Here is a 17,929-nt window from a genome sequence, read left to right on the forward strand (position 1 = left end):
TTGCTTATTTGCGTTGCAGAATCTGCGCGCCCTTAAGTAGATTCAAGGCCTGATTAAACTGATAGTCAGATTTGCTACCAGGCTCTGGTGGTGCCTTATCGCTGGTTTTGTCAGCAGGCGCTTTGTCTTTATCCACTGGCGCAGGGGTTGCAGCATCTGGTGTTTTTACAGGCGTGGCAGGTGTATTTGCGCTCGCATCTTTAGGGTTGGATAAATGATTCGATAAATCAGCTTCGCGCAGATTAAGGCCTGATGAATCAGAGCTGCTTAGCGTGGCATCTTCAACAGTAATATCGGGCACAATGCCTTTCGCTTGGATAGAGCGGCCGTTAGGTGTGAAGTATCGCGCTGTTGTTAGTTTAATTGCTGTTCCGTTATTCATTGGCAATATTGTTTGCACGGAGCCTTTGCCAAAGCTTTGTGTGCCCATGATAACTGCACGTTTTTGGTCTTGTAGAGCGCCCGCCACAATCTCCGAGGCCGAAGCTGAGCCACCATTGACAATCACAGCCATCGGCACTGTTTTCAGTTCTGGCGATGCGTTGCGCAAGTAATCAGCACTGCCTCTGACGTAGTTTTCAGGATTGGCAGTCAGGTTCATTTTTGCATCTTCAGTACGGCCTTCGGTGTACACGACTAAATCACCTTTGGGGATGAACGCAGCAACAACGCCTACAGCCGCATTCAGCAAGCCGCCTGGGTTATTACGTAAATCCAGTATCAAGCCTTTAAACGGTTCTTTATTTTGATCGCGCAGGGTTTGCAGTGCTTTTGCTAAATCTTCACCAGTATGTTCCTGGAATTGTGTGATGCGAACGTAGGCATAGCCAGGCTCGACTAATTTGTATTTAACACTTTGGGTTTTGATGGCTGCACGTTTTAAGGTGATGACTAAAGGTTTAGGCTCGCCTTTGCGCAATATCGTTAGCGTGATTGGGGTGTCTGGCTTACCGCGCATCATTTTTACTGCGTCACTCAGGGTCAGTCCTTTAACTGCGGTGTCATCAAGTTTTATAATCAGGTCGCCACTTTTAATGCCTGCTTTATATGCGGGCGTGTCTTCAATCGGCGAGACAACTTTCACAAATCCATCTTCCATTCCCACCTCAATACCCAAGCCGCCAAACTCGCCTTGCGTACCTGCCTGCAAGTCTTTAAAGCCATCAGCATCCAAGTAGTCTGAGTGTGGGTCTAGGCCTGATACCATGCCTTTGATTGCTTCAGTAATGAGTTTTTTGTCATCGACTGGTTCTACATAGTCTGTCTTGATTTTGCCGAACACTTCAGCAAATGTGCGCAGTTCGTCCAGTGGTAATTGTGGCTGTGATTTGGCATCTTTATCAGTGCTTTTATCGGCAATCGCAGAATATGTCAGGCTGAGCATGAAGCCCATGGCGATACTGACAACGATTAAGCCAAATTTATTGAGTTGTGCACGCATGTGGAAACTGTTCCTTAATGGAAGGTAAAGTATTAGATTGAGGTAGAGTTAAATATTGAGTAATGCAAATATAAATCGAACAATAGCTTATTTTCCGCTATTTACCATGTATTTGCATAGTAGCCAGCTATTTTGTGGCATAAATTAAAAGGTTTTCCCCAATGAACCAAAAAAATCTAACGGATATTGAAATCGAGTATTGCACCCAATGTCGCTGGCTATTGCGCGCTGCATGGATGGCACAGGAGCTACTTGTTACCTTCGAATACGACATTACCCGCGTGAGCCTAGTTCCTGGGACTGGTGGCATTTTTGAAGTGCGCCTGAATGGGCAGGTGCTATTTTCACGCAAAGAAAAAGGTCGTTTTCCAGAGTCTAAAGAACTGAAGCAATTGATTCGTGATGTTATTGATCCAGACCGCCCCTTGGGACATAGCGATAAAGTCGAATAATAGTCGGGCGAAGACTAAACCCATTTGAGATTCAAAATGTGAACTATTCGCAGTTCTGCAAGATTCTTTTAAAGCGATTAGACTCGGGTTTTCAATCAACGCTTTTAAACCAAACTAGTGAGGTGACACATGGCTAAAAAACCAAAACACGATGAACACAATTCCCCCGTCATCAAGGCGCTCAACCTGATTCTTGAGATGGAGCTGGCTGGTGTGGTGCGCTATACGCACTATGCGCTGATGGTCTATGGATATACGCGCATACCGATTGTTTCATGGCTACGGGGGCAAGCCACGGAATCTCTCGACCACGCTAACAAAGCTGGTGAATTGATTACGCATCTTGGCGGGCATCCTTCATTGTCTATAGGCCCACTGCTTGAAACGCATAACCACGACATTGGCGATATTTTGCGTGAATCGCTCGAGCATGAAAATGCTTCACTCAATTGTTATCGCAAACTGCTGAAGTTAGTAGAAGGTGATTCAGTGATGCTGGAAGAATATGCGCGTGAAATGATTTATGCAGAAGAGTTGCATATCGGCGAAGTTGATAAAATGTTGCGCAAACCTGGCGATGTAGGTGTGTTTTACAAGTAATAAATAGCCAAGTCTGAATAAACTAAAAGCGGCCATTTAAGCCGCTTTTAGTTTAATTTGGATCGCGCGAGTTACTCACTCATTTGATTGCTGGCCGCGCTAATGGCCGCTGCATCCTTAGGGGATATCAGTTTTTCATCTAGCCGTTTTGCGCCATTAAACCGTTTTACCCAGTAACTATCATCCATATCCACCACGCTAATGCCGCCGCCTGTGCTGGGTGCGTGAATAAATCGATGCCCGCCAATATAAATGCCGACGTGAGAAAACGCTGTTTTTAGTGTGTTGAAGAACACTAGGTCGCCTGGTTGCAACTCATCTATTGAGACGGATTGCCCTAACTGGCTGATGGCGCGCGCGCTGTGAGGTAAAGTCAGGCTGGCTGCCTGTTGAAATACATAACGTACAAAGCCGCTGCAATCAAAGCCTGTATCTGGATTTTTGCCACCATAGGTATAGCGTATGCCAGTCAGGCTTAATGCATTCATCATGACTTCTTGCACAGTGTCAGACCATCTAGATGCGCTGGCTTGGCCGTTTTGATCGTTATTTACTGAATCACTGTTGTTAGCGGCCATTCCATTGGGAACCATAGTGCGATCCGCAGCATGAGCTTGCAAACTCAGGCTGAGTAATATGGCCAGTAAAGTAGGGCGTATTAACATGAAATGCATTCTAAAAGCGTTGAGTACTATTTGTAAACCCTTATTTTTGTTCATGAATTTTAGCTGTAACTGAATTCAACGCCCAAGGCAGCAACAAGTGCAACAATCTATGGTGTAGAATCAAACTAGATAAATTCTGAACCATGAGGTCAATCGATGCGCAAACATCAATCTCTGACGGGGCTAAATTTGAGAGTAAACGCAAGTAAAGCAGTGCATGCGGTGCTGAATAAAGTGATCCACCAGGCTGATCATGGCCATGAAACGCTGGCCGAGCATGCGCAGCAGATAGGCACTTCAGCAAAGCATAGAATGAGGCTGGTTGCCAAAGGGTTCGCTCAGGAAATACATAGTTCTATCATGCATGTGCGAGATACAAGTAAACAAATGACTGGCCAAATGACAAGTAAGGCAAAGCGTAAAATTGCATTGCTTGCCAGCCGCAAACTCAATGAAATCGCCAACAAAATTGAACAAAAAGCCAATGCCATTCATCTCAGTGCCACTAAATCTGCCAGCCGTTAATAGCGCAGACAATACCAAAAGCAACACATACTAATGATTCGTCAAACCATTTCTGTCTTTCGTGACTTAGGCCGCATACGCGAGATTACTGGCGTGCTCATGCGCTATGGTTGGGATGATATTGCCAAGCGTCTGGGCAAGCGCAGCTTTATTGGCTGGGCTGGCAAAGCATTAAGCGCCGATGTACCGCCAGAGATCATGAATTTGCCGCCAGAAGTCAGAGTGCGTTTAGCGATTCAAGATTTAGGCCCTACGTTTGTCAAACTTGGGCAGGTACTTGCGACCAGACCAGATATTTTCCCACCGCACTGGATTACTGAGTTCTCTAAGTTGCAGGATCAAGTGCCGCCTGTGCCTTTTGAAGAGTTACTGCCCGAGCTTGAGAAAGCCTTTGGTAAATCGCCTTTTGAAGTCTTCAAGGATTTTCAGGAAGTGCCAATCGCGGGTGCTTCAATTGCCCAAGTACACCGCGCGAAATTGCAGGATGGTACCGATGTCGTGGTTAAAATTCGGCGCCCGAATGTACAAGAAAGTATCGATGCCGATTTACGCCTGTTGTCTCACTTAGGCCGACTGATTGAATCTGAAGTTGAGGAAGTCAGGCGTTTTCAACCAGGCAAGATCATTGCCCAATTTTCAAAATCGCTTAAGCGTGAGCTGGATTTGGGCTTGGAAGGCAGAAGCACCGAACGCTTTGCCAGAAATTTTGCAACCGATGAAAATGTAAAGTTTGCCCAAATCTATTGGGATTACTGTGCCGATGGCGTGCTGGTAATGGAGCACATTAATGGCATATCTGGCCATGCGATTGAAGAAGCAAAAATAGCTGGTCTGGATCTAAAGCTTTTAGCAGAGCTCGGTGCAAAAACTGTATTGAAGATGGTGCTGATCGATGGGTTTTTTCATGCAGACCCACACCCAGGTAACCTTTTTTACCTGCCTGGAAACCGCATCGCGATTATTGATTGCGGCATGGTGGGGCGCATTACGCTTGATAGGCGCGGCGAAATTGCAGATTTGTTGGCGGCACTGGTTTCACGAGATATCGACGCCTTACGCGATATTCTGATTGTGTGGTCTGGTGACGCCAACGTGGACGAAGCCAAACTGGGCGCAGATGTGGATGAGTTTATTTGTAATTATGATAATGCGCCACTCAAGCATGTACGTTTCAGTGCATTGCTGAATGACCTCACTACTATCATGCGTGAGAACCATCTTGCGGTTCCGCCAGATTTAACTATGTTGTTCAAGGCCTTAATTACCCTGGAAGGGCTTGGTCGCCAGCTAGATCCAGACTTTCAGATTGTCAGCTTTTTAACCCCATTCGTTAAAAAAATCATTATTGATCGCTATATGCCAAGCGCGTTGTTTAAGCGCGGCAAGCGCGGCGCAAGTAGCTTGTTTGATTCGATTACAGGATTGCCTGGTGATGTATCCATGTTGCTGCGAGAAGCAGGCCGTGGCAGGCTTAAAATCAATCTCGATCTCAAGCGGCTTGATCACTTTGGGCACCAACTTGATCACAGCACCAATAGGCTTACCATGGCTATGATAGTGGCAGCCTTGATTATCGGTTCTTCTATTGTCATGACCGTGAAAGGTGGGCCTACTATACTGGGCTTGCCAGCCTTTGGCTTTATTGGGTTTTTCTTTGCGTTTTGTATCGGATTTTTACTGGTGATCTCTATTTGGCGATCAGGTCGAGACTGATCAACAGCTGATATATGTTGAGGATTGTTTTGGGGCAGAGAAATTATTAACCCGCACTAAATAAGTGCGGGTTAATCATGTTGTAAACTTGATTTTACCTAACATGATGATTCATTTTGATATTTAACTACTGGCATGCGCTTTGCGTGGAACTAGGCTATGGATACTGCAAATAAACGCCCTTTTGATGAAATGCAGCTAGCCAACGATACGGTACGTGATATTTACGCACTCTATGCTGAATGGCTGCGCGATGTTCCACTTGCTCAACTTGAGAGCAAACGGTTAGAAGCCGAACTCCTGTTTCGCCGAGTTGGCATTACCTTTAACGTGTATGGCGAAACAGCAGGTGCCGAGCGCCTGATTCCATTTGATGTGGTGCCGCGAATACTGGCGGCTGACGAATGGAGCAAACTTTCTGACGGCGCTATCCAGCGCGTTAAAGCACTGAATATGTTTCTGCATGATATTTATCATGACCAGGAAATCATCAAGGCTGGCATTGTGCCCGCTTCTGTATTGACCAATTCGCAATACCGCCCCGAGATGCAAGGCATAGATGTGCCAAACAATATTTATGCGCATATCGCGGGTATTGATATTGTGCGCACTGGCGAGAATGATTTTTACGTGCTGGAAGACAATCTGCGCACACCTTCAGGCGTGTCGTACATGCTTGAAGACCGCAAGATGATGATGCGGCTTTTCCCTGATTTGTTCAGGCGCTATTCCATCGCCCCAGTGGAGCATTACCCACAAGTCTTGCTGAATAACCTGCGCGCTGTGGCTCAACCGGGCGTAACAGACCCAGTGGTTGCACTGATGACCCCTGGCGCCTATAACAGCGCCTACTTTGAGCACGCTTTTCTCGCCCAGCAGATGGGCATTGAACTGGTTGAAGGGCAAGATTTATTCGTCCGTGAAAACGCTGTGTACATGCGCACGACAGAGGGCCCGAAAAAAGTCGATGTGATTTATCGTCGTATTGATGATGATTTCATTGATCCACTGGCATTCAAGGCAGACTCTATGCTGGGTGTTCCTGGGTTGTTATCGGTCTATCAGAATGGCGGCGTCACACTTGCCAATGCTGTTGGTACAGGCGTGGCGGATGACAAAGCTATCTACATCTATGTGCCAGAGATGATTCGTTATTATCTTGGTGAAGAACCTATCCTTGCCAACGTGCCGACTTATCAACTGAGTAAAGAGGATGATTTGAAGTATGTATTGGCGCACTTGCCTGAGCTTGTCGTGAAAGAAGTACAAGGCTCGGGCGGCTACGGCATGCTGGTTGGCCCTGCTGCCACGAAAGCTGAGATTAAAGAATTTACTTTGCGTATTGTTTCTAACCCTTCTAATTATATTGCGCAACCCACATTGGCTTTATCTACCTGCCCTACGTTGGTGGAGTCGGGGTTAGCGCCGCGCCATGTTGATTTGCGACCATTTGTGCTGTCTGGAAAAGCAGTCACACTAGTGCCTGGCGCCCTGTGTCGTGTAGCTTTGCGTGATGGTTCGTTGGTGGTTAATTCATCGCAAGGCGGTGGTACCAAAGATACATGGGTGCTTAACCATGCCTAAATACTTATGTATGTGTAGAGGTTTTAATAATGTTAAGTAGAACCGCTGATCACCTTTACTGGATGGCACGCTATATTGAGCGTGCCGAGAATATGGCGCGCGTGCTTGATGTGACGGCGAATATGTCCCTCATTACTAACCCTGCAGACCAGACTGAAGCTGCTTTGTGGCGTCCGGCTTTGCAGATTTGTGGTGATGTTGTCGCTTATGAAGAAGCGTATGGCGAATGCACTGCTGCTAATGTCATCAAGTTTCTGACGATGGATGACAATAACCCATCCAGCATCTACAGCACACTTCGTAGCGCGCGTGAAAATGCACGTGCAGTGCGTGTTGCCATGACCTCTGAAACGTGGGAAAGCATCAATACCCTTTGGCTGGAATTCAGCCAGTTCATCGGCGCTGACTTTTCAAAGAATGGTCTGCATGAGTTCTGTGAATGGGTGAAAGCCCGCTCTCACCTGTTCCGAGGCGTTTCTTTCGGTACGATGTTGCGTGATGACTCTTTCCGTTTCTTGCGTTTGGGTTCGTTCATTGAACGTGCTGACAATACTGCCAGAATCCTCGATGTGAAATATCATATTTTGCAGCCGATAGATGAAGAAACGGGTGGTGTTGACTACTACGCCTGGAGTGCGGTATTGCGCTCTGTGTCTTCGTTCCAAGCCTATCAAAAAGTGTTTAGGGATACCATTGACCCGCAAAAAGTAGCTGAAATGATGGTATTGAGAAGTGATATGCCACGCTCCTTGCATGCTTGTTATGAGGAGATCGTGTCTATCGTCCAACAACTTTCCGACCGCCGCCCCACAGAATGCAAGCGTCTTTCAGGGCAGTTGTTGTCGTCATTGCGCTACGGCAAAATGGAAACTATTTTCGAGCAAGGCCTGCATGAGTTTTTGGCTGACTTTCTGAGAAGTAACAATAGGCTCGGTGGCGAGATTCAACGCACCTTCTTCAATGCAGCCGAAGTTTAAGGCGCTAGTATCAGCGACTGGTATTACTAACTATTAAGTACCAATTGCTGATACTGAATAGAAAATAGCTTAAGCGAATTCAAAGTAATGACCAGCAAGCCCAAAAATCCGCCTGACTCACCTCTAAAAAAGACTGTGCATCATCCCGACAGTAGGGATACACTGCCAGAAAAACAAATACAAACGCGCGTGCAACCTGCGTATCCTAGTAGCAAAGCCAAAATACGTCAGATAGAAGAAGCACAGCAGCAATAACGCAGACGCAAACTCCAAATATACGTAATTAAAAGTTAACTAATATGAACGCAACCGCTATTGATTCATTACGCTTTACCCGCCATGGCGATAAACAGAACTCTGCTTTTTTTGAGGAATATCTGGTACATATTCTCAAAGAGCGTGATCTACTTGGCCTGACGGCGTTGATTCATGAGATTGATGCATTGATGATCACGGTCGATCCTGGGCATTCTATCCAGTACATCGCCGAACTATCACTGATGACGTCATATCACTATCTGGTAACCTTGGAGAGTGAATCGCACTGGACGCATATTTTGCGTATCGATCTTAACTCGCCTGACATCTTGTTGCGTGAAGTCAAAGACCCGAATTTGCGTGGTATTTTCCGCTCATTGAACGAGGTGTATCCGGTAGGTGCTAAAAAGCCGAACAGCCGCTATATGGGTGAGATCATCCGCGTGAGTAATTTGCACGATGTGGTCAAACTGCAGCAAGCGCGCGAATTCCGTTTTTTCTCACAAGATGAAGTGCGCAAGATGGAGTTCCCTGGCAATATTGCTGTGAGTAAGCCCTCACCTTATACCCATAATATTGTTGGCTATCTTGAGCGTAAGCCTAATGAATTGCGCGTTTATGCGCTTGGCATGAGCGTGATTAACCCTGAAGTGCAGGCCGCTTATGAAACCTCGAAGAATCTGCAGAAAAAATTGCATATCGACGAATTGTTATTACCGATTGATCACTTGGCAACCCGCGTCTATAGCCAAAATCGTGAAGTGGCCATCTTGGAGTATTTGTCATTGACCAGCTATCACTTCTGGGGTGCCTATAATATTTTTGACCAGAACTCCTCTACCAATGTCACCAAAAGTGTCCACGGGATACCAGAGTCAAAAAGCCCAGCCAAAGTATTTACGGCAAATAACACGCCTTATTTTGTGAGCCATATAGAGAAATTGCCATCGCCAACCGAGACCTTTGTGCGTAACTACGGACCGCGCCTGCACCACATGGCAATTGCGGTCAAAGATGGCGAGAGTGGTGGATTAGAGAATATTGAGTTTGTAGTTAATGCCATTTCTGAGCAGGGGCAGGGTTTCTTGTTGGATGTGATTGGCTCGAAAGAAGAGGGCCTGAAGCAGATATTCTCGAATGCCTCAGAACACTCATCACTCATTATTGAATACGTGCAACGTTTTGGCGATTTCGACGGTTTCTTCACACAAGACAACGTGGCTAAGCTGACAGAAGCCGCTGGGCATGAAGAATCGCTAAACTATGCTGTTTAGCTCATATAAAAAGTAAAAATCATGACCTATTGCGTTGCCATATTATTGCCAGAAGGTTTGGTGCTTGCCTCTGACACCCGCACCAATGCTGGGGTTGACCAAGTTGCTGTGTTCCCCAAAATGCATGTGTTTGAAGTGCCGGGCGAAAGAGTCATTACGCTGCTGACTTCAGGTAACCTTGCTATCACGCAATCGGTAGTTAACCGCTTACGTGAGGCGGTGCGCACAGGCGCAGACAAGACTTTAGAAACAGCTGCCAGCATGTTTGAGGCTGCAACATTGGTGGGCGATGAAATCCGTGCTGCATTTGAGCGTGATGCCTCGCACCTTAAGAACCAGAACTCAGAATTCAGCGCCAATATCCTGCTCTCAGGCCAAATCAAAGGCGAGGCGCCGAGGCTGTTTCATATTTACTCAGCAGGTAATTTTATTGAGAGTAGTGACGAAACTCCATACTTTCAGATTGGCGAAACCAAATACGGCAAGCCGATTATTGATCGCGTAGTGAACCACAAGAGCGATATGATGGATGCAGTGAAATGTGTATTGATTTCGTTTGATTCAACTATCCGCAGTAATTTGTCAGTCGCTGCACCGATAGACCTTATGCTGTATCACACCGATAGTTTCAATGCCGATTCGCGCCAGCGGATTACAGAAAAGGACGAGTATTACACTACTATCCGTCAGGGTTGGTCTGATGGTTTGAAGAAGGTCTTTAGTGCTTTGCCAAACCCGACTTGGACGTTTGATAAGTAGTTTCTATATTGACTTAAGGGATTGTTGATTTATTCTAATTCGTCATCTCCGCTTGCACGAAGATGACGAAAAAATTAGCGATTTCTTAATAATCAGGTTATTTCTTTAGCGGCAACCAGACAAGCTCACCAGCCTTCATGTCAGGTACTAACAGAGACTTTTCATCCGGAGTAAGTCCTATATCAGCTGAGGCTTTAAACCCAGACTTGATCAAAGTTGTCTTGCCATGGCGCACTTCAAACACTTTGCCATTTTTCCAGTCGCTCACGTAAATAACGCCAGATTTTGTGCGTACCAAACCATCGCCACCACCAAAACCTTCAGCTTGCTCGGTAAGCGCTTTGGTATTTAAGTCCACGCTATATAAGACGCCTGAGAAGAAATCAACATACAGCAGGCTCTTGCCGTCATCGTTCACAATAATGCCATTTGGGCCGAGCACACGTGGGTCATCGCTAGCATTGAGGGTAAACGTCACCTTGCCTTGAGGATTAATGCGGTAAATAGCGCCACCACTGCCTTTTTCAGTATCTCCTGTTTCACTGACATACAGATTGCCTTCGTCATCTGATGCAAGATCATTCAGGAAAAGCGGTATCACTGGGAATTCTTCAGCGGCAGTGAATACTGACCATTTGCCATCTGACGTGATTTTCAAGATTCGAGTTTTGTCGGCAACGTAAATATCCTTGCCAATCAGTGCCATTCCTTTAGGGTCATCCAGACCTGTGGCGAATACCTTTACCTTGCCGTCTTTAGTGATTTCGCTGATTTGGCCATCGCCATCTTTGCCGAAACCGTTGATCTCAGAGACAAACATACGCCCATCTTTAAATACGAGTACCGACTCAGGCGTCTTGAAGCCATCAATCTTTTTAAGCGCTGCATCGGCTGCAAATGCAGAACTTATAATAGGGGCTAAGGTTGCTGCCAATAATAGATTTTTCCAGTTCATATAGTCTCCAATGTTCGTTTTATATTGTTTTACTGTCTTGATTAAAAAAATCATTTAAACCAGTTAGTCTAAGCTTATCTGTTTTATCGCCATTTAGTTGCTTTTAACCAGTGGTTTCTCTGCAGTAACACGCCAGATTTTATTGCCGACATCATCTGCAACCAGCAACGCACCTTGTTTATCAATCATGACGCCAACAGGCCTACCTTGCGCTTCGCCTTTACTGTTAAGAAAATCAGTTAAGACGTCTACAGGTTGACCTGCCGGTTTATCGCCATTAAATGGGACGAAAATCACCTTATAACCACTGCGCGGGTTGCGATTCCAAGACCCATGCTGGCCTATAAACATCCCCGTTTTATATTCATTTGGCAGGGTGTTGCCCTTGGATGATGCTAAGCCCAAAGAGGCTGTGTGTGGCCCTAAGGCGTAGTCAGGGGCAATCGCACTAGCGACTAAATCTGGATTTTGTGGGTCTACGCGCTTATCAACATGTTGCCCGTAATAGCTGTATGGCCAGCCATAGAATGCCCCATCTTTTACAGAGGTGATGTAGTCCGGCACTAAATCACTGCCAATTTCATCCCTTTCGTTTACTGCAGTCCAAAGTGTGCCACTGGATGGCTCCCAGGCCATACCGTTAGGGTTGCGCAAACCAGAAGCAAAAATTCTATGCTCACCAGTTTTAGGGTCTACTTCCCAAATCGCAGCTCTACCTGACTCGTTATCCATGCCGCGTTCTGCAACATTACTATTAGAGCCTACGGTGACATAAAGCTTGCTACCGTCCTGATTTGCGATAATATTTTTAGTCCAGTGATGATTAATCGCACCGCCCGGTAAATCTACTACGTTAGTGCCAGTGCCAGTAATCTCAGTTTGCCCTGTTTCATAATGAAAGCGTACTACAGCATCGGTATTGGCCACATAGAAGTCATTACCAATAAGTGCCATACCAAAGGGAGAATTAAGGCCCTGTAGAAATACCTTACGTTCATCGGCCACGCCATCACCATTCGTATCACGTAGCAAGGTGATGCGATTAGCTGTGGCCACACCAGCGCCTGCATTCGCCATCACTTTGCCCATAATCCATCCACGAATCCCCTTACCATCCTCTGGCTTGGGTGGGGAATTGGTTTCAGCAACTAATACATCTCCATTCGGTAGTTCGTATAACCATCGTGGATGATCCAGCCCTTCAGCAAAATCATTCACTGCCAAGCCGCTAGCAACGGTTGGTTTGGCTCCGGCGAGCCAGCCCACAGCTTTTGCTGTGTTTACAGTGGTAATCAGCGATTTATTAGGAGGTGGCAGATTGGGCTTTGCTCCAATACCATCAGATACCTGCAGTGTGGCTTTATCACCACAGGCGGCAAGCGTCATTGCAATTAAACTAGGCAATACATAATGAGATATGCGCATAAGATTTCCTTTGTTAGCGGTTGATAGACATCTATACCACTATGTTAATTCAAGAAAATTATGCTGGTATGTTCAGAAACTGTATGTAAGTAAATACATGGTTATTCTGTAGGTTAAAACGAAACTAGTTGACTAATGGTGGGTTAGAAGCATTTTTAAATGCTCGAGAGAACTCGCTTCGAGTTCAAATTATCAATCTAAAGCAGGCATTTATCTAGTTAACTCAAACGCCAATCATTTTTTATTTTGCAATTGCTTGTCCAGTAAAGCATTCAATGTTTTTGCAGAGTTCCCTCCATCTGGTATGGCTGCAGCCCGACCCTCCCAACATGATTTCATGCGCTCGGTATTGCCAGACTCATTCTCTGCTTTACATTTGGGAAGTAAATAGGCCATCAACTCTTTTTCTTTACTATCCCAAGTAGCAGGTTCACCAATCAATGAAGAAACCAATGGATACTGAGATTCTAATTTTTTCTTTCCTACATATTGACCCAACTGCATAAACATATAAAAAATTGAACAAGCTAGAACGAAGAAAATAACAATAGATTTAATATTTTTTAGCACATAATTCCTTGATTCATAGCATTTCTAGTTACTACGGCCTTTATGCAAATTTAATATCTTAAAGCAACCCATACGGACATTCTTACTTAGAACCACCGCCAATATTCAGAAATGGAATTGGGGCAGATGCATAAATGTTTTGAGGTAACTTTCCATCCCATTTTTCTGCCTTTATCTTCTCGACTTCAATTCGGCGTAACTCAAGAACTTCCTTACTTTGAGCCAGTGCAGCATTCTGAACTTTGAGAGCATCGGCTTGTGCTGTAGCAATCTTTAGATTTGCATAGGCCTCTCCATCAGCTTGAGCGCGAGTAGCATCAGCTTCGGCTTGTGCGATGGCTACTTTTTGCTTTTGTTCAGCTTCTACTGTTTTCAGCTTGTTCTCTGCAACTAAGCGCAACTGCTCTTGAGTCACTTTTTGGTTAATTGCCTGCATATAGCTCTCACCAAAAGAGAAATTGCGCATATCTATATTGATTACATTTGCACCGTATATTTCTAATTTCTTCTTTAATGCTGCATTGATGTCATTGGAAACTGTTTGGCGCTGTGCAATCAAATCAGGTGCAGTATATTTTGCGGTCACTGCCTTAAATACTTCTTGAGTAGCTGTTTGAACGTATGAGCTGAGATTGCCATCATGCGAGTACTTCTCATAGACCTCTGATACTTTATCGGGGGAAATGCTGTACCGCACAGTTAAACTCACTTTTACGGGTTGAGTATCACTTGTGCTTCCATCTGCTTCATCTACCTGAGCCTCTTCTGCACGAATATTAAATATAGTTAGGCTTTGCCAAGGCGGTAGAATTACCATGCCTTCTGCTTCTATACCTTTTATTGCGCCGAATTGAGTCACAACTCCCCTGGAACCAGTTGGCACTGTTTGAAATGGATTGACCCAGGCGAACAAAATCAGCATTGCACCAACAATGATTACGTCTCGTAGTAATGCTAAAAAGTTTATGCCACCTTTACCATCAGAATATCGATTCATTATTTCCCCTTTTGTTGCCACAATTCAATTGGTAGTTTTATAAATAACTCAATAATAGGTTTTATTAACTTATTAAATTGATTGTAAATTAAGAATCAAAATTGGTGGGATTTTTGGGGAAATCCCAAATGAACAGATGAATGCTATTGACTGCTGATCTTTATAACCGAAACCTCAACATCCAGTGTATGTGAGCCACCTCCAAGTACTATGCCGTGCATAGGGGATACGTCACTGAAATCGCGGCCCCAGGCTACGGTGATATGCTCGTTTTGCACCAAGCAGTTATTGGTGGGGTCGAAGTCTATCCACCCATAAAACGGGCAGTAAACTGATACCCAGGCGTGTGAAGCATCCGCGCCCACCATATCTTCTTGCCCTGGAGCCCGATGAGTCAGGATATAGCCACTGACATAGCGGCAAGATAATCCAAGGCTACGCAGGCAGCCTATCATCAGGTGTGAAAAGTCTTGGCACACGCCGTGTTTGTTTTCTAATACTTCGCTCAGCGGGGTATCGATATGTGTAGCATCTGGGTCAAAATCGAACTCATTGTAAATGCGTTGTGTGAGGTCAAACGCGGCTTGCAGTAGCGGTTTGTTGGGAGTGAAGCTTAATCGTGCATAGTCGGCTAGCGCATCGCTGCAAGCCACGTAAGGTGAGCCGAATAAAAACGTCTGTGCCTCTTGGTTTTGGCCATTCAACATACGCAAATTGTCTCTAACTGGTTCCCAAGAGGGACTTTGATGCAAATCTTCAAGCTTGAGCCGTGGCATCAGCTGCACTTCAAAGCTTGAATTAACCGCGAGCTCGCGATGCGGTGTGGCCATGGCAAAATAATCAGTGATATTGCCAAAGTAGTCATGTTTTTTTAATGATTCACTGGGCGGTGGCGTGATCTCAAGCGTGTGGGTCAGGCAGGTCTGTGCATAAAAATCACGCGGTGACATGTGCAGCAATTGCTGCGAGAGCATCACTGGGCCTTCATAATAGTAGTGGGTGTTGTGTAAAACGCGATAACGCATGGGTGTTATTTGTGCCTAAAAATTGAATATCTCTTGCTGCGATATTTCTTGAGCCGAGAGCTCTTGCAGTTGCCCAGAGTAACTGAAAAAACGGTGGCTGAGGCTGTCAGAGAGCGCAATGCTGGCATTGTAGGTTTCATCCAGCCATGCAATCAGTTCTGCATTACCTTGGCGGAACACCACATCAGGGTCAAACAGGCGCAATGCTGCTAAACGACCGATAAACTGGCCTTCGCCGCCACTGCCGTAGGTGGCAGTGATTTGGGCGAGATATTTAATCAGGCCTTTGAGCTGGAATACCATGGCATTCGGGTTGTTCTCATCCATCAGGATTAGATCCAGCATCGGCAACCATTCGGCTTGTGATGAGTATCGATAACGATAGGTCACAATGCTGTCTGTCAGTTCTAGTACCCAGTCCAGATTACTTTCGGCAGGCATTTTCAATGCACGGCTTAACAGGGTACACAAAAACTGCAAACGCTCGATACGGCGGCCAATCGACATGAAGCGCCAGCCTTGGTCACGTGTCATGCCATCCAGCGTGAAGCCTGATAATGTCACGAGGGATGCCGTGGTTTCATCCAGTATCAACAGACCCTCACTGAGGGTGGCTGATTCGGGGCTATCGGTGAAACGCTGTGCCATCTGGTTAATGTTGCGCCAGCAATCACTGGAGAGCCGTTCGCGCAGGTTAAATGCGAGGGTTTGGAAGCCTTGAATATGGCTGGCCAAGCTAGGCGAATCGGATGAAAATATTCCAGAAACCAGCAGTGATTCGATTAGCTCATCACTGAGTTCGGGTTCTGCTAAAGAGCCTAATGCTTCACTAGATTTAATCCGTGGATTTTCTTCATTATCCGCAGACATCAGCCCATACCAGTTGCAAAGCCCCTGTATCGTTGGCCATTCCATTGCGCGATGCTCGGTGGTGAATTCCATAAAGCAATGAATCGCTGTGCGTAACAATCTTGAGAAGTGGTGATTGCGCACCGCATAGCGACCAAACCAGAACAGGTTTTCTACCATGCGGCTGGAGAGGTTGGCATTACCTTTGACCAAGTCGCGGCTAGATGAAGTCTTGCGTAACAGACTGCGATAGCTAGTCACGTAAGGTGCTGTTACCCAGGTATCTTTGCTGGTGCCGCCATTTTGCATGGTGATCACGCGCTCATCTTGACCACTAGCAACACGGGTTAAGCCGCCTGGCATGACAACATAGCCTTGTGGTGTTGCACAGGCGTAAACGCGCAGGCCTACAGCGAGTGAGCCAAGTGCAGGTTCATCTTTGCCAGTTTCTGCGTTCCAAACTGGGGCCTGCGAGATTTTCACCTGCTCTTGCGCCACATAGTTTTGTGGGTTGGCACAGAGTTTTGCAATGAGCGCATCGCGCTCAGTATGGTTCAGGTCTTCACCAAAAATAGGTTGTTCGTTAATCTGTGGGAATGCAGGTTTGATGACTAAGGTGTGTAGATTTTCAATCACCGTTTCAAGCGCATGCGGCTCACCACACCACCATGTGGCGACGGATGGCATCAATAGCGATTCGCCAAGCAAACGACGGCATAGGCTAGGTAGGAAGCCGAGCAAAGCGCCTGTCTGTAATAAGTTAGAACCCAGACTATTGGCAATCAGCACATTGCCGCGGCGTGCCACTTCCGTCAGGCCTGCGATACCTAGTACGGAGATGGAATTGAGTTCTAGTGGATCACAGAAGTCATCATCCAGACGCCGCAATATGGTGTGCACAGGTTTGAGGCCAGACAGTGTTTTAAGCCAGACCACCCCATTGCGCACGGTGAGATCATTACCTTGTACCAGTGGAAAACCCAGATAACCAGCAAGATAAGATTGCTCGTGATAGGTTTCGTTGTAAGGGCCTGGCGTGAGCAGTACAGTGAGTGGTTGCTCACCTTCGCCCAGCGCTTTTATTTTTGGGTTGCTGCGCGACTGATTGGCGGCACAGACTCTACCCCAATAGGCGAGGCTATCGCGCATGGTGGCAAAAAATCCGCTCAGGCGTTGTACGTTGAGATCGCGGAACAACTCGGGGAATGCACTAGAGATAATCAGGCGGTTTTCCAGCGCATAACCTGCGCCAGAGGGTGCTTGTGTGCGGTCTGCCACTACCCACCAGCGGCCATCGGGCGAGCGTGCCAGATCAACGGCATACGTGTGTAGGGAATAATTATCTGGGTACTTAATGCCATGACACGGCCGCAAAAATCCAGCGTGGCCATGAATCAGGGCTGGTGGAAGAATGCCTTCTTTTAGCAGGTTTTGGTCGCTATACACATCGTTGAGTAAGGCGTTGAGCAGGGTAGCGCGCTGGATAACAGCTGCTTCTATTCCCGCCCATTCTTCATGCGGTAGGATAAATGGAAGTACATCAAGTCCCCAAGGCCGTTGCAAGCCTTTGGTGTCTGCATACACATTATAGGTGACACCATTTTCACGTACTTGGCGTTGGATAGATTCTACGCGCTCGCGCATTTGCGCAGGGCTCACTTGCTCAAGCGTGCTAATCAGCTCTTGCCAGTGCGGGCGTGGCTTGCCTGATGACTCAAGCAATTCATCATGACGGTCTTGATGGCTTGGATAACTATTCAAAATCGATTCCAACATTCCTCAGCGCACCTTTACTACCCTCAATGCTCAGTCCATGAACTCTTTAGAATTCTGGCTATATTTATAGATGAGCTTTTATAT

The 17,929-nt window shown here is 46.2% G+C and carries 17 protein-coding genes; 9 read left to right on the top strand and 8 right to left on the bottom strand.

The genetic code is table 11. The annotated features are described in order from the left end of the window. Window positions 1–4: 4 nt before the first annotated feature. Window positions 5–1,441 (bottom strand): S41 family peptidase, encoded by a 1,437-nt coding sequence (locus ZMTM_RS01855; RefSeq protein ID WP_221764649.1) that lies wholly within the window; start codon window positions 1,439–1,441, stop codon window positions 5–7. Between the two features lie 161 nt (window positions 1,442–1,602). Between ZMTM_RS01855 and ZMTM_RS01860 the strand changes: the two genes are divergently transcribed. Together ZMTM_RS01860 and ZMTM_RS01865 are read left to right on the top strand one after the other, a co-directional pair. Continuing rightward, a complete protein-coding gene (locus ZMTM_RS01860; RefSeq protein WP_221764650.1) occupies window positions 1,603–1,893 on the top strand; it encodes a SelT/SelW/SelH family protein in 291 nt (96 codons plus the stop codon). Between the two features lie 129 nt (window positions 1,894–2,022). Beyond that, the gene (locus ZMTM_RS01865) at window positions 2,023–2,493 is read left to right on the top strand and encodes a ferritin-like domain-containing protein (protein WP_221764651.1); all 471 of its coding nucleotides are present in this window, start codon (window positions 2,023–2,025) and stop codon (window positions 2,491–2,493) included. A 71-nt stretch (window positions 2,494–2,564) separates the two neighbouring features. On the opposite strand, the gene ZMTM_RS01870 is transcribed toward ZMTM_RS01865, so the two are convergent. After that, window positions 2,565–3,158 carry a C40 family peptidase gene (locus ZMTM_RS01870; RefSeq protein WP_404804682.1) on the bottom strand — a complete coding sequence of 198 codons (594 nt, stop codon included), beginning with the start codon at window positions 3,156–3,158 and terminating at the stop codon, window positions 2,565–2,567. A 189-nt stretch (window positions 3,159–3,347) separates the two neighbouring features. Here ZMTM_RS01870 and ZMTM_RS01875 point away from each other — a divergent pair, with 189 nt between their 5' ends. The 7 genes from ZMTM_RS01875 (at window position 3,348) to ZMTM_RS01905 (ending at window position 10,248) form a co-directional block, all read left to right on the top strand. Further along, on the top strand, window positions 3,348–3,683 hold the full coding sequence (locus ZMTM_RS01875) for a hypothetical protein (protein WP_221764653.1): 336 nt from the start codon (window positions 3,348–3,350) through the stop codon (window positions 3,681–3,683). 33 nt (window positions 3,684–3,716) lie between these two features. Next, entirely contained in the window at window positions 3,717–5,396 is a 1,680-nt protein-coding gene (locus ZMTM_RS01880) for an ABC1 kinase family protein (RefSeq protein ID WP_221764654.1), read from the top strand. 159 nt (window positions 5,397–5,555) lie between these two features. After that, the gene (locus tag ZMTM_RS01885; protein ID WP_221764655.1) at window positions 5,556–6,980 is read left to right on the top strand and encodes a circularly permuted type 2 ATP-grasp protein; all 1,425 of its coding nucleotides are present in this window, start codon (window positions 5,556–5,558) and stop codon (window positions 6,978–6,980) included. A 29-nt stretch (window positions 6,981–7,009) separates the two neighbouring features. After that, window positions 7,010–7,957: an alpha-E domain-containing protein gene (locus tag ZMTM_RS01890; RefSeq protein WP_221764656.1), complete on the top strand. Its 948-nt coding sequence runs from the start codon at window positions 7,010–7,012 to the stop codon at window positions 7,955–7,957. An 87-nt stretch (window positions 7,958–8,044) separates the two neighbouring features. Continuing rightward, window positions 8,045–8,212, top strand: coding sequence for a hypothetical protein (locus ZMTM_RS01895; protein WP_221764657.1), 168 nt, complete (start codon window positions 8,045–8,047; stop codon window positions 8,210–8,212). Between the two features lie 44 nt (window positions 8,213–8,256). After that, complete coding sequence (locus ZMTM_RS01900; RefSeq protein WP_221764658.1) at window positions 8,257–9,489, top strand: hypothetical protein; 1,233 nt, start codon at window positions 8,257–8,259, stop codon at window positions 9,487–9,489. A 21-nt stretch (window positions 9,490–9,510) separates the two neighbouring features. Then, window positions 9,511–10,248, top strand: a complete 738-nt coding sequence (locus tag ZMTM_RS01905) for a proteasome-type protease (RefSeq protein WP_221764659.1) — start codon at window positions 9,511–9,513, stop codon at window positions 10,246–10,248. Between the two features lie 97 nt (window positions 10,249–10,345). Here ZMTM_RS01905 and ZMTM_RS01910 read toward each other — a convergent pair whose 3' ends face one another. The 6 genes from ZMTM_RS01910 to ZMTM_RS01935 form a co-directional block, all read right to left on the bottom strand. Next, entirely contained in the window at window positions 10,346–11,203 is an 858-nt protein-coding gene (locus ZMTM_RS01910; RefSeq protein ID WP_221764660.1) for an SMP-30/gluconolactonase/LRE family protein, read from the bottom strand. Between the two features lie 93 nt (window positions 11,204–11,296). Continuing rightward, complete coding sequence (locus tag ZMTM_RS01915; RefSeq protein ID WP_221764661.1) at window positions 11,297–12,628, bottom strand: PQQ-dependent sugar dehydrogenase; 1,332 nt, start codon at window positions 12,626–12,628, stop codon at window positions 11,297–11,299. Between the two features lie 234 nt (window positions 12,629–12,862). Then, the gene (locus ZMTM_RS01920; protein WP_221764662.1) at window positions 12,863–13,198 is read right to left on the bottom strand and encodes a hypothetical protein; all 336 of its coding nucleotides are present in this window, start codon (window positions 13,196–13,198) and stop codon (window positions 12,863–12,865) included. A gap of 82 nt (window positions 13,199–13,280) precedes the next feature. Continuing rightward, on the bottom strand, window positions 13,281–14,195 hold the full coding sequence (locus ZMTM_RS01925; RefSeq protein WP_221764663.1) for a prohibitin family protein: 915 nt from the start codon (window positions 14,193–14,195) through the stop codon (window positions 13,281–13,283). A gap of 143 nt (window positions 14,196–14,338) precedes the next feature. Next, window positions 14,339–15,220, bottom strand: a complete 882-nt coding sequence (locus ZMTM_RS01930) for a transglutaminase family protein (RefSeq protein ID WP_221764664.1) — start codon at window positions 15,218–15,220, stop codon at window positions 14,339–14,341. Between the two features lie 15 nt (window positions 15,221–15,235). Continuing rightward, window positions 15,236–17,845: a circularly permuted type 2 ATP-grasp protein gene (locus ZMTM_RS01935; protein ID WP_221764665.1), complete on the bottom strand. Its 2,610-nt coding sequence runs from the start codon at window positions 17,843–17,845 to the stop codon at window positions 15,236–15,238. Window positions 17,846–17,929 lie beyond the last annotated feature (84 nt).

This window comes from Methyloradius palustris (assembly GCF_019703875.1).
Classification (GTDB): domain Bacteria; phylum Pseudomonadota; class Gammaproteobacteria; order Burkholderiales; family Methylophilaceae; genus Methyloradius; species Methyloradius palustris.

Bases quoted from the DNA above. Each gene is read 5' to 3' on its own strand.
- ZMTM_RS01855 (WP_221764649.1), bottom strand. From the start codon at position 1,441: ATGCGTGCACAACTCAATAAATTTGGCTTAATCGTTGTCAGTATCGCC.
- ZMTM_RS01860 (WP_221764650.1), top strand. From the start codon at position 1,603: ATGAACCAAAAAAATCTAACGGATATTGAAATCGAGTATTGCACCCAA.
- ZMTM_RS01865 (WP_221764651.1), top strand. From the start codon at position 2,023: ATGGCTAAAAAACCAAAACACGATGAACACAATTCCCCCGTCATCAAG.
- ZMTM_RS01870 (WP_404804682.1), bottom strand. From the start codon at position 3,158: ATGTTAATACGCCCTACTTTACTGGCCATATTACTCAGCCTGAGTTTG.
- ZMTM_RS01880 (WP_221764654.1), top strand. From the start codon at position 3,717: ATGATTCGTCAAACCATTTCTGTCTTTCGTGACTTAGGCCGCATACGC.
- ZMTM_RS01885 (WP_221764655.1), top strand. From the start codon at position 5,556: ATGGATACTGCAAATAAACGCCCTTTTGATGAAATGCAGCTAGCCAAC.
- ZMTM_RS01890 (WP_221764656.1), top strand. From the start codon at position 7,010: ATGTTAAGTAGAACCGCTGATCACCTTTACTGGATGGCACGCTATATT.
- ZMTM_RS01895 (WP_221764657.1), top strand. From the start codon at position 8,045: ATGACCAGCAAGCCCAAAAATCCGCCTGACTCACCTCTAAAAAAGACT.
- ZMTM_RS01900 (WP_221764658.1), top strand. From the start codon at position 8,257: ATGAACGCAACCGCTATTGATTCATTACGCTTTACCCGCCATGGCGAT.
- ZMTM_RS01905 (WP_221764659.1), top strand. From the start codon at position 9,511: ATGACCTATTGCGTTGCCATATTATTGCCAGAAGGTTTGGTGCTTGCC.
- ZMTM_RS01910 (WP_221764660.1), bottom strand. From the start codon at position 11,203: ATGAACTGGAAAAATCTATTATTGGCAGCAACCTTAGCCCCTATTATA.
- ZMTM_RS01915 (WP_221764661.1), bottom strand. From the start codon at position 12,628: ATGCGCATATCTCATTATGTATTGCCTAGTTTAATTGCAATGACGCTT.
- ZMTM_RS01925 (WP_221764663.1), bottom strand. From the start codon at position 14,195: ATGAATCGATATTCTGATGGTAAAGGTGGCATAAACTTTTTAGCATTA.
- ZMTM_RS01930 (WP_221764664.1), bottom strand. From the start codon at position 15,220: ATGCGTTATCGCGTTTTACACAACACCCACTACTATTATGAAGGCCCA.
- ZMTM_RS01935 (WP_221764665.1), bottom strand. From the start codon at position 17,845: ATGTTGGAATCGATTTTGAATAGTTATCCAAGCCATCAAGACCGTCAT.